The following is an 8,896-nucleotide window of genomic DNA, read 5'->3' on the forward strand; positions in this document are numbered from 1 at the left end:
CGTCGCGCCCGGCGGCGCGTCGGGCGCGCCGCCGGGCGTGTCCGGATCGCCAGGCGGCGGCGTGTCGTTCGTATCGTTCGGGTCCTTCGTCATGCGGTTCGTCGATGAAGCGGTACGTTCAGAAAGCGATGCCGAGCGTCAGGTACGGGCGCACGCTATGGTTGCGCAACCCGTACGCGACGTCGACGTTGATCGGGCCGACGGGGCTGCGCCAGCGCGCGCCGACGCCGACGCCCGGGTAAAACACGCGTTCGCCCCACGCATCGGTGGCCGTGCCGATGTCGAAGAACGTCGCGGCACCCCAGTCGCGGTTGAACCAGTGCTGGTATTCGGCGGTGCCCGTCATCAGGTACTTGGTCGGCAGGACGGAACCGTCGACGCTGTTGCCGATGCTCTGGTAACCGTAGCCGCGCACCGAATTCGAGCCGCCCGCGCGGAACAGCAGCGATGCCGGCACGCCGGTCGAGCTGCCGCTCGTGAACACGCCGCCGAGCTCCGCGCGGAACACGAACAGGTCGCGCTTGCCGACCGGCAGGTACTGCTGGCCGCGCGCGTAGCCGCGGATGAAGGTCTGGTCGGTCAGCACGCCCTTGACCGCGAAGCCGGCCTCCGCGTGGATCAGGTTGCCCGAACGCGGGAACAGCGGATCGTCGACGTTGCGGCGCGTCCATGCCCATTGCGGCACGAGCGCGCGGCTCGTGGTCGGCCCCGCGCTGTTCTGGTCGAGCCGGTCCTGGTAGTACATCAGCGAATACGAATAGTCGATGAACTGGCCCGTGCGCGTGCGCTGCACGCCGACCCGCGCGCTGTAGATGCGCGTATCCGACACGTTGGTGTTCGTGTACGACGCGAGCACGCTGTTGGTCCACCCCTTCTCGCCCGGCGGCATCGACAGCTGGACCTGCCCGTATTGCTGGATCTGGTCGAGCCGGCCCGACACGGTCAGCGGCCACGCGGCGCCGAACGTGTCGAGATACGTGTAGGAGCCCTGCACATGGGGCCCGGTGTCGGTCGCGAAGCCGACGCCGCCGCGGATGTTGTTGTACGGGAACTCGCTGACCTTCACGTGCACGGGCGTGCGCTCGGGCTTCGCCGTATCGTCGCCGACGTCGATCGCGACGCTCGCGTAGTACGGCGTGTTCTGCAACTGCCGCTGCAATTCGGTGATCCGCTGCACGTCGTAGATCTCGCCTTCCGACAGCGGATTGACGTTCGTGACGATCTTCTCCGGATAGCGCCGCACACCGTCGACGTCGACCTTGCCGATCGTGAACGTCGGACCGCTGTCGAATGTGACCGCGAGCGTCGCGCGCTGCGTGCGCGGATCGATGCGCGCCTCCGACGACGCGATCTTCGCGCCGAGATAACGACGCGACTGCAGTTGCCTGAGCGCCGCGCCCTTCGCGCCGTCCCAGTCGGACTGCGTGAACGGGTCGCCCGGCTTCAGCGAAAACGCGAAACGGGTCGCGGCTTCCTGCTTCGGGTCCTCGGTGTCGACGGGCCCCTTGAAGGTCAGGTCGACGCTCGACACGACGGTCTGCTTGCCCGGATCGACCGCGATGCGCACGTCGCGCTTGCCGTCGCGCGTGCGCACGTCGGTGCGCACGACCGGCGAGAAATACCCGGCCGTCGCGGTCAGGTCGCGCACCTGCTGCGGGGTGGCCGTCACGAGGAAGTCGAACTGGTCGTCGCTGATGTCGTCGCGCTTCGCGAAGCGCGCGATGTCGAGGTGCGTCTTGAGCAGCTTGCGAACCGAGCGCGGCGCGTCGATGTCGACGTCGTACTTCGCGTGGGCCGGCAGCGCGAAGCACGCGGCCAGGCAGCCCGCGAGGGTCGCCCGTGCGGCACGGGCCGCGGCGCCGGCGCGATTGCGTTCCACGCGCGGGCCCGCGTCATGTGCCGGATGTGCTTGCTGGTTCGACTGCCCCGCCAAATATGACCTCGCCCTCGGTTGTCACGGTTTTGTGGAAAACCCTGTATTTGACCACAGCGTGCCGGCGCCAAAGCTTAATGTTTGTAAACCGCCGCGCGAGCGCGCGTGGCCGCGGCGTCATGCCCGGCGGTGCGCTTGCGGCCGCCGGCTGCGCGCCAACCCGCGGATTCGACGCGCGATTGCCGCCGGCCGTTCCCGCGATGCGGTAAAATCCCGCCATCGTGAATCCGGCGCATCGTGCGCCGCCCGAAACGGAAAATCCAGCCATGCCGTACCAGTCCGATGTCACGCAGTTCCTGAACCAGCTCAAGCAACAGAAGCCGACGCTCGAGGAAGAGCAGCGCAAGGGCCGTTCCCTGCTGTGGGACAAGCAGCCGATCGACCTCGAAGAGCGCGCCGAGCAGCAGGAATCGCGCGTGAAGCAAACGTCGTACGTCTACTACCAGAACTTCTGACGACGTGAGCGCCGCCGACGAGGCCAGCGCCGCCCGCCAGGACGACGCGATCGCCGCGCCCGCGGGCGCCGATTCGACGCCCGACACGGTCGACGGTGTCGCGGCATTCGCTCGCCTGTACGGCGAGCCGCTGTTCAAGCTGCCGCAGGATCTCTACATCCCGCCCGATGCGCTCGAGGTGTTCCTCGAGACCTTCGAAGGCCCGCTCGACCTGCTGCTCTACCTGATCCGCAAGCAGAACTTCAACGTGCTCGACATCCCGATGGCGCAGGTCACCGCGCAATATCTGGGCTACGTCGACCAGATCCGCACGTCGAACCTTGAGCTCGCGGCCGAGTACCTGCTGATGGCCGCGATGCTGATCGAGATCAAGTCGCGGATGCTGCTGCCGGTCAAGAAGGCCGACACCGGCGAGGAAGCCGAGGATCCGCGCGCCGAACTCGTGCGCCGCCTGCTCGAATACGAGCAGATGAAGCTCGCCGCGCAGCGGCTCGACCAGTTGCCGCAGCTCGGCCGCGACTTCCTGCGCGCCGAGGTCTATATCGAGCAGAGCGTCACGCCGCGCTTCCCCGACGTGAATTCGGACGACCTGCGCGCCGCGTGGGCCGACGTGCTCAAGCGCGCGAAGCTCGTCCAGCACCACAAGATCTCCCGCGAGGAGCTGTCGGTGCGGGAGCACATGAGCCTGATCCTGCGCCGGCTGCAGAACGCGCGCTTCATGGAATTCGCCGAGCTGTTCGACACGTCGCGCGGCGTGCCGGTCGTCGTCGTGAATTTCATCGCGATGCTCGAACTCGCGCGCGAATCGCTCCTCGAGATCACGCAGGCCGAGCCGTTCGCGCCGATCTACGTGCGTCTCGCGTACCTGCCCGCGTAACCGGCCTGGCGCCCGCGTCCGCCCTTCCCACCCCCCGATTCATTCCGGCACACATGCCGCCTCGCCGCAGCCCGACGCGACTGCGCGGGCCGTTGCCGGCACGCCCGGTTAAAAAGTGAACGACCGTACTTTTTTCGATGCGTTTGGCGGCCAAATCCTCTACAATCCGCCGACGCCCGATGCGCCGCCCGCGCGCCGGCGTTCTCCGCTTCGACCCCGACGCCGCTGCTGCGGCGCCAACGCGCGCATGCGCGAGGAAACCGCTACCCGATCATGAAAGTCATCAGCTCGATCCAGGAACTGCGCGACCAGTTGCGTGGACAGAACCGCACGGCGTTCGTGCCGACGATGGGCAACCTGCACGAAGGGCACCTGTCGCTGATGCGCCTCGCGCGCCAGCACGGCGACCCGGTCGTGGCGAGCATCTTCGTCAACCGGCTGCAATTCGGCCCGAACGAGGATTTCGACAAGTATCCGCGCACGCTCCAGGACGATATCGAGAAGCTGCAGCAGGAAAACGTCTACGTGCTGTTCGCGCCGACCGAGCGCGACATGTACCCGGAACCGCAGGAATACCGCGTGCTGCCGCCGGACGACCTCGGCGGGATTCTCGAGGGTGAATTCCGGCCCGGCTTCTTCGCCGGCGTGTGCACGGTCGTCACGAAGCTGATGTCCTGCGTGCAGCCGCGCGTCGCCGTGTTCGGCAAGAAGGATTACCAGCAGCTGATGATCGTGCGCCGGATGTGCCAGCAGCTCGCGCTGCCGGTCGAGATCATCGCGGCCGAAACCGTGCGCGACGAGGACGGCCTCGCGCTGTCGTCGCGCAACCGCTACCTGACGACCGACGAGCGCAAGGAAGCGCCCGAACTCGCGAAAACGCTGCAGCGCGTGCGCGACAGCGTGCTCGGCGGCGAACGCGACCTCGGCAAGCTCGAGCATCACGCGCGCACGCACCTGGCCGAGCGCGGCTGGGCGCCCGACTACATCGCGATCCGCCGCCGCGCGAACCTGATCGCACCGAGCGCCGCCGAACTCGAAGCCGGCGAGCCGCTCGTCGTGCTCGCGGCCGCGAAGCTCGGCGCGACGCGCCTGATCGACAACCTGGAAATCTGACGGGCCGCCCGCCCGCGCCTCTCACGACGCATCACGGAGACACCATGCAGCGCCACATGCTCAAATCGAAGATCCACCGCGCGGCCGTCACGCACTGCGAGCTGCACTACGAAGGCTCGTGCGCGATCGACGAAGACCTGCTCGAAGCGGCCGGCCTCATCGAAAACGAACGGATCGACATCTGGAACATCAACAACGGCGAGCGTTTCTCGACGTACGCGATCAAGGGCGAGCGCGGCAGCGGGATGATCTCGCTGAACGGCTCGGCCGCGCGTCGCGCGCAGCTCGGCGACCTCGTGATCATCGCGGCATTCGCGATGGTCGACGAAGCCGAGATTCAGGCCGGCTGGAAGCCGAAGCTCGTGTTCATCGACGACGGCAACAAGATCAAGGGCCACCGCGATCACGTGCCGACGCAGAACTGGACCTGACCTGACTGACCGGCCGCCCGCGTGCCGCGGCGCGCGGGAGCGGCTGTGCCACTTGCGGTTGAAGGGTCGAAGGGCCGGATGCCGTGTGCCACGGGATCCGGCCCTTTCTCATTTCCCCGCGTACCGGCCCTGCGGCCGCGCGATCAGGACGCCTTGGCGGCCCTCTCCGTCTTCTCGGCCTTCGGCGCGCGGCGTTCGGCCCATTCGACGATCGGCCGCCACTGTTCGAGATCCTTCTCGACCCGGCTCTTCGCGACGTCCCACAGCGTGAGGCCGTGCGCGGCGATCTGCACGTAGTTCTGCGTGTCGCGCACGTAGCCGAGCACCGGCAGGCCGAGCCCTTCGACGAACCGGTGAAGCTGGTCCGACGAGCGCGTGCGCGCATCGACCCGCATCCCGACGATCCCGACCTCGACGCTGCCCTTGCGCACGGCCTTCTCGCCGGCGAGGCGCTCCAGAAACTGCTGCGTGGCCAGAATATCGAACATCGACGGCTGCAGCGGCACGATCACCTTGTCGGCCAGTTGCAGCGCGACGTTGAGCCGGTTGCCGTGCAGCCCGGCCGGCGTATCGATCACCGCATATTCGAGGCCGCGCGGCGGCTTCGTCGGCGCGTCCGGATCGAGTTCCCATGCCTCGATTGCCGGCAGTCCGGCCGGCCGCAGCTCGAGCCACGCATGCGCGGACTGCTGCCGGTCCAGGTCGGCAAGCGCGACCCACGCGCCCTGCGCCGCGAAATAGCCGGCAAGATTGGTGGACAGCGTGCTCTTCCCCACGCCGCCCTTCGGATTCGCCACCACGATCACCGTCATGAATTCCCCCGAAAAAGCCGCGCGGCCCCTGCCGCGAGGCAGGCGCCGCTCGATTGCGGATACAGGGAGCGATGATATCGGCAAACGGGGTGTCACCGGAACGGGTTGCGCCGCGCCGTGTACGCCGATTTACCCCTTACGCACGCTGGACCGCGGCTTCCCGTGCGCCGAGCGCGAACGCGCCGCCGCCCAGCAGCGCCTGCACGGCGAGCGTGACGGCCCAGAACGCCGGGTATTCCCAGCCGCCGTTCGGCGACGCGAAGCTCCAGCCGTTCGGCAGATGCGCGGCGGTCGCGCCGAGCATGAACGGCAGCAGCACCAGCGCGGCGACGCGCACGCGGAAGCCCGCGAGCAGCGCCAGGCCGCCCGCCAGTTCGACGAACGTCGTCAGGTACGCGAGCCAGCCCGGCAGGCCGATCGACGCGAAGAACTGCGCGGTGCCGGGCAGCGTGAAGACGAACACCTTCTGCGCGACGTGCGCGAGGTACAGCACGCCGAGCGCGACGCGCAGCAGGGTCGCGGCGAAATCGTTGAGGCGATTGGGGTTCATGGCGAATTCCTTCGTGAGTGGTGTGAATGGATCGCACTCTATTCGAATCGATTCAACCGATAAACGCGCCGATTCGCTTTAACTGATTCCCGGATGGAATCAATCGGGACATAAAAAGGGGCATGCCCGATCATGCCCCGCGACCTGCTTCAGTAACCGCTCTTGCCTTGTGTGGCGTCGCCGGAACCGGACTGGCCGCCGCCCGGTGCGTACGAATCGCACGCGTGCGCAACCGCCGACACGCCCAGCAGCACCGCGAGCAGCACGCTCCACCACCATCGAGCCTTCATCGTCGCACTCCTCCAGGCGGACATCCGCCCTCCTGTGTTGTATGCGATCCGGCGGAAAAAGCGAGCACGGCCCGGCCCGCGTCAACGAAACTCGGCGTACAGCGCGTCGAGATCGAGATGGTCGGCGAACGAGTCGGCCAACCGCTCGAGCGATGCCTCGCGCAATGCCGGATAGTCGATGCGCGCCGCGCCGTCGAGCCCGGCCCACGCGAGCAGCGCCACGCATGCGTCGGGCGAGTCGAACAGCCCGTGCACGTAGGTCGCGAGGATCTGGCCATCGGCGGACACCGCGCCGTCCGGGCGTGTGGCGTCGGAGGCGGCGGGTGCGGCGTCGGCTGCCAGCGTCAGCGCGGGCGACGCGAGCGCGGGCCCGTGCGTGTCGCCCATGTGGATCTCGTAGCCGCGCACAGCCGCCCCGCCCGGCAGCGCGAGATGCCCGGTCACGTTCTTCAGCGTCTTGTCGCGCTGCAGGGTCGTGTCGAAATCGAGCAGCCCGAGCCCCGGCACGCTGCCGGGCGCCCCTTCGAGGCCGAGCGGATCGTCGAGCGTGCGGCCGAGCATCTGCATCCCGCCGCAGATGCCGATCACCTTGCCGCCGTAGCGCAGATGGCGACGGATCAGCGTGTCCCAGCCCACGTCGCGCAGCCATGCGAGATCGCGCTGCACGCTCTTCGAACCGGGCAGGATCAGGAGGTCGGCATCCGGGACGGGGCCGCTCTTCCAGTACGTGAATTCGACCTGCGGATGCGCGCGCAGCGGGTCGAAATCGGTGTGGTTGCTGATGCGCGGCAGCGCCGGCACGACGACGCGCAGCAGGCCGGCATCGCCGCGTGCGGCGGCGCTGCGCGCCTGTGCGGGCAGCATGTCCTCGGCGTCGAGCAGCAGGCCGTGCAGGTACGGCAGCACGCCGAACACGGGCTTGCCCGTCTGCGCACGCAGCCAGTCGAGCCCCGGTTCGAGCAGCTTGACGTCGCCGCGGAAGCGGTTGATCACGAAGCCGCGCACGCGTGCGCGCTCGCTCTCCGACAGGCACGCGAGCGTGCCGACCAGGTGCGCGAACACGCCGCCGCGGTCGATGTCGGCGACGAGCACGACCGGGCAGTCGACGCGTTCGGCAAACCCCATGTTCGCGATGTCGCCTTCGCGCAAGTTGATCTCGGCCGGGCTCCCCGCGCCCTCGACGATCACCGTGTCGTAGCCGGCGCGCAGGCGCGCGTACGACTCGAGCACCGCTTCGAACGCGACCGGCTTATAGCCGTGATACGCGCGTGCATCGAGGTTCATGCGCGCCTTGCCGTGAATGATCACCTGCGCGCCGCGGTCGCTCGTCGGCTTCAGCAGCACGGGGTTGAAATCCGTATGCGGCGCAACGCCCGCGGCCAGCGCCTGCAGTGCCTGCGCGCGGCCGATTTCGCCGCCGTCGGCCGTCACCGCGCTGTTGAGCGCCATGTTCTGCGGCTTGAACGGCGCAACGCGCGCGCCGCCGCGGCGCGCCAGCCGGCACAGGCCCGCGACCAGCGTGCTCTTGCCCGCGTCGGACGTCGTGCCCTGGATCATCAGCGTGCCGCGCGGCCGCGGCTCGGGTGCATTCATCGTGTAAAGGTCGTCGCGAAGCAAAGCCCGCATTATCCCCCGCGCCGGTATGCCCGCGCCGTTACAATCACGCGATGATTCCGCACGACCTCACCTTCGTCCTCGGCGGCGCACGCTCGGGCAAGAGCGCGCACGCCGAGCGCCTCGCCGCCGACAGCGGCCGCCCCGTCACCTACATCGCCACCGCAACCGCCGCCGATGCCGAATTCGCGCAGCGCATCGCGCACCATCGCGCGCGCCGGCCGGCCGCCTGGGGCTTCGCCGACGCACCCGTCGACCTCGCCGGCACGCTCGCGCGGCTCGACGATCCGCACGCGTGCCTGCTCGTCGACTGCCTGACGCTGTGGCTCACGAACCTGCTGTGCCCGGCCGACGGCGAACCGCTCGACGATGCGCAGTACGCGGCGCAGGTCGACCGGCTCGAGCACGCGTTGCGCGGCGCGCGCGCGAAGGTGATCGTCGTCAGCAACGAGATCGGGCTCGGCGTCGTGCCGCTCGGGTCGGTCACGCGCCGCTACGTCGACGAACTCGGGCGCCTGAACCAGCGTGTCGCCGCGCTCGCGACGCGCGTGACGCTGCTCGTCGCCGGGCTGCCGCTCGACCTCAAGACGGGAACGCCGTCATGCTGATGCTGTCGCTGCCCGTAGTCGCGATGTTCGCGGTCGCGGCCGCGATCATCGACCGCGCGATCGGCGAACCGGCCGGCTGGCATCCGCTCGTCGCGTTCGGCCGCCTCGCCGCGCGCATCGAAGGCGCGCTGAACACGGGCCGGCGCGGCCGCGTGATCGGCGTCGCCGCATGGATCGCGGCGGTCGTGCCGCCGGTCGCCGTCGCGGCATGGC

11 protein-coding genes are annotated in these 8,896 nt (G+C 68.7%); 6 read left to right on the forward strand and 5 right to left on the reverse strand.

Annotated elements, in window-relative coordinates; all coding sequences use genetic code 11:
• Positions 1–118 precede the first annotated feature (118 nt).
• Positions 119–1,933: an autotransporter assembly complex family protein gene (locus DPV74_RS35920; RefSeq protein WP_060083238.1), complete on the reverse strand. Its 1,815-nt coding sequence runs from the start codon at positions 1,931–1,933 to the stop codon at positions 119–121.
• A gap of 266 nt (positions 1,934–2,199) precedes the next feature.
• Here DPV74_RS35920 and DPV74_RS35925 point away from each other — a divergent pair, with 266 nt between their 5' ends.
• The 4 genes from DPV74_RS35925 to panD all read left to right on the forward strand — a co-directional run bounded on the left by DPV74_RS35925 (position 2,200) and on the right by panD (position 4,809).
• A complete protein-coding gene (locus tag DPV74_RS35925) occupies positions 2,200–2,388 on the forward strand; it encodes a DUF3460 family protein (protein WP_006478107.1) in 189 nt (62 codons plus the stop codon).
• A gap of 4 nt (positions 2,389–2,392) precedes the next feature.
• Complete coding sequence (locus DPV74_RS35930; protein ID WP_021164248.1) at positions 2,393–3,265, forward strand: ScpA family protein; 873 nt, start codon at positions 2,393–2,395, stop codon at positions 3,263–3,265.
• A gap of 273 nt (positions 3,266–3,538) precedes the next feature.
• On the forward strand, positions 3,539–4,378 hold the full coding sequence (panC, locus tag DPV74_RS35935; protein ID WP_027786732.1) for a pantoate--beta-alanine ligase: 840 nt from the start codon (positions 3,539–3,541) through the stop codon (positions 4,376–4,378).
• A 44-nt stretch (positions 4,379–4,422) separates the two neighbouring features.
• Positions 4,423–4,809, forward strand: a complete 387-nt coding sequence (gene panD, locus DPV74_RS35940; RefSeq protein WP_021164250.1) for an aspartate 1-decarboxylase — start codon at positions 4,423–4,425, stop codon at positions 4,807–4,809.
• Between the two features lie 143 nt (positions 4,810–4,952).
• On the opposite strand, the gene DPV74_RS35945 is transcribed toward panD, so the two are convergent.
• From DPV74_RS35945 to DPV74_RS35960, 4 genes are all read right to left on the reverse strand, one after another.
• Positions 4,953–5,621: a ParA family protein gene (locus DPV74_RS35945; RefSeq protein ID WP_027786731.1), complete on the reverse strand. Its 669-nt coding sequence runs from the start codon at positions 5,619–5,621 to the stop codon at positions 4,953–4,955.
• 136 nt (positions 5,622–5,757) lie between these two features.
• Positions 5,758–6,171 carry a DoxX family protein gene (locus tag DPV74_RS35950; protein ID WP_027786730.1) on the reverse strand — a complete coding sequence of 138 codons (414 nt, stop codon included), beginning with the start codon at positions 6,169–6,171 and terminating at the stop codon, positions 5,758–5,760.
• A 149-nt stretch (positions 6,172–6,320) separates the two neighbouring features.
• Positions 6,321–6,461, reverse strand: coding sequence for a hypothetical protein (locus tag DPV74_RS35955; RefSeq protein WP_162923233.1), 141 nt, complete (start codon positions 6,459–6,461; stop codon positions 6,321–6,323).
• Between the two features lie 81 nt (positions 6,462–6,542).
• Positions 6,543–8,054, reverse strand: a complete 1,512-nt coding sequence (locus DPV74_RS35960) for a cobyric acid synthase (RefSeq protein WP_119338908.1) — start codon at positions 8,052–8,054, stop codon at positions 6,543–6,545.
• A gap of 74 nt (positions 8,055–8,128) precedes the next feature.
• Between DPV74_RS35960 and cobU the strand changes: the two genes are divergently transcribed.
• Together cobU and DPV74_RS35970 are read left to right on the forward strand one after the other, a co-directional pair.
• Positions 8,129–8,683 (forward strand): bifunctional adenosylcobinamide kinase/adenosylcobinamide-phosphate guanylyltransferase, encoded by a 555-nt coding sequence (cobU, locus tag DPV74_RS35965; RefSeq protein ID WP_119338909.1) that lies wholly within the window; start codon positions 8,129–8,131, stop codon positions 8,681–8,683.
• Positions 8,677–8,896 (forward strand): cobalamin biosynthesis protein (locus DPV74_RS35970; protein ID WP_205571970.1); only part of this gene is annotated, 220 nt, incomplete at its 3' end. The genes cobU and DPV74_RS35970, both read left to right, overlap by 7 nt.

Origin of the sequence: Burkholderia sp. HAN2018, assembly GCF_024704855.1 — a bacterium.
In the GTDB taxonomy this organism is placed as follows: Bacteria; Pseudomonadota; Gammaproteobacteria; order Burkholderiales; family Burkholderiaceae; genus Burkholderia; species Burkholderia cepacia.

Bases quoted from the DNA above. Each gene is read 5' to 3' on its own strand.
- panC (WP_027786732.1), top strand. From the start codon at position 3,539: ATGAAAGTCATCAGCTCGATCCAGGAACTGCGCGACCAGTTGCGTGGA.
- DPV74_RS35925 (WP_006478107.1), top strand. From the start codon at position 2,200: ATGCCGTACCAGTCCGATGTCACGCAGTTCCTGAACCAGCTCAAGCAA.
- cobU (WP_119338909.1), top strand. From the start codon at position 8,129: ATGATTCCGCACGACCTCACCTTCGTCCTCGGCGGCGCACGCTCGGGC.
- DPV74_RS35945 (WP_027786731.1), bottom strand. From the start codon at position 5,621: ATGACGGTGATCGTGGTGGCGAATCCGAAGGGCGGCGTGGGGAAGAGC.
- DPV74_RS35955 (WP_162923233.1), bottom strand. From the start codon at position 6,461: ATGAAGGCTCGATGGTGGTGGAGCGTGCTGCTCGCGGTGCTGCTGGGC.
- DPV74_RS35960 (WP_119338908.1), bottom strand. From the start codon at position 8,054: ATGAATGCACCCGAGCCGCGGCCGCGCGGCACGCTGATGATCCAGGGC.
- DPV74_RS35950 (WP_027786730.1), bottom strand. From the start codon at position 6,171: ATGAACCCCAATCGCCTCAACGATTTCGCCGCGACCCTGCTGCGCGTC.
- panD (WP_021164250.1), top strand. From the start codon at position 4,423: ATGCAGCGCCACATGCTCAAATCGAAGATCCACCGCGCGGCCGTCACG.